General features: G+C 29.8%; 1 protein-coding gene. It reads left to right on the top strand.

The features are described from left to right. Window positions 1–223: 223 nt before the first annotated feature. Window positions 224–970 carry a hypothetical protein gene (locus K8089_RS16055; protein ID WP_237604304.1) on the top strand — a complete coding sequence of 249 codons (747 nt, stop codon included), beginning with the start codon at window positions 224–226 and terminating at the stop codon, window positions 968–970. Window positions 971–1,280 lie beyond the last annotated feature (310 nt).

The following is a 1,280-nucleotide window of genomic DNA, read 5'->3' as shown; positions in this document are numbered from 1 at the left end:
TTGGGCAGTGGGTACAGTTTTCATATCTTATTGTTTTGGTGAACTTTAAAGATACTGGATCCACTGCTTTTTCATCGATGCTATAATTAATTGCTTTGGCAAGTGCTTATTTGGAAAATTCCTTCGGAATTTTCTCGGGTTCGTATTTGTTTACTAATTTAGTTGCTTAACCACGCAACTAACCATACACAACAACGTTGTGCTTCATTATAAAAAAAAATCTGTGCTAAAAAGAAACATTCTCATTTTATTATCATTTTTACTACTAATTAGCTGTAATAACGGAGTGAATTACGTTCCTCAAAATGATGGAAAAAGTCACTTAATTGATTTTGATTTATTCAGTATTATATTGCCAAAAGATTTCAAATACAAAAAGGTTGATGGAATTGACTCTTTTGTTGGAGAAATTAAAAACGGAAAGTCAAAATTTATTTTTGATTACGGTTGGTATTCACCAAGTCCACCAATGAACAAAGAATCTTTCATTGAAGATAGCCGAAAAAGTATGGATTTTGAAACGATGCAAAAGTTTCTAAATCAAATTGACTTAGAAAAATACCAAAATGAAAAGGGAGAAATAAATCCTGGAGAAATAACTAAAAAAATTAAAAATCTGACTTTACACAAAATGTCTGATAATTTAATTTTTGACAAAGGACCTGAGAGTAAATGCGAATTTTATTACTCACTCGAATTTGAGGGAATGGAATACTATGTGTCTTTTTGTATTCCAGAAGAAAACAAGAGCAAATTTGAATTTTACGAATTGAAAACCGACACGATTGGAAAGTATAAAAGAACAATAGCTTTATGGACGGACAAAAAAAATCCAAATATATCGAGCGTGAATTTTGAACCAATTAATAAGGAAACAGATACTAACGAATTATCAATCGGAATAAAATCTAATATGGAATTTGACAAGGACGAATTAAAGTCTATTTTTGAAAGTGTAACGCTGAAATAACGAAAGCACAACAACGTATATAGCTCATAGCTAAATAGTTGCTTAATCGAAGTTAAGTCATATTTGGAAAGTCGCCAAATTTTTAAATTTGACGATTTCCAATAAAAAAAAATAAATAATAAAATTTAAAAATCTGGCTTGTGCTCAACCGAAAATAAACGCTAATTTGCACGCTACGAGCCATATACAAAACCGTTGTGGTGCATTTAAGACGTCCTTTTAGAATAATTCAAAATTACTTTTCAAATCCAAAATATTTCCTATATTTGTATCTAAACGGATACAGTTTTTTAAATGATAATTACCGAAA

Source organism: Aequorivita vitellina, from assembly GCF_022008365.1.
Taxonomy (GTDB): domain Bacteria; phylum Bacteroidota; class Bacteroidia; order Flavobacteriales; family Flavobacteriaceae; genus Aequorivita; species Aequorivita vitellina.
This window is presented reverse-complemented; position numbering and strand designations above follow the sequence as displayed.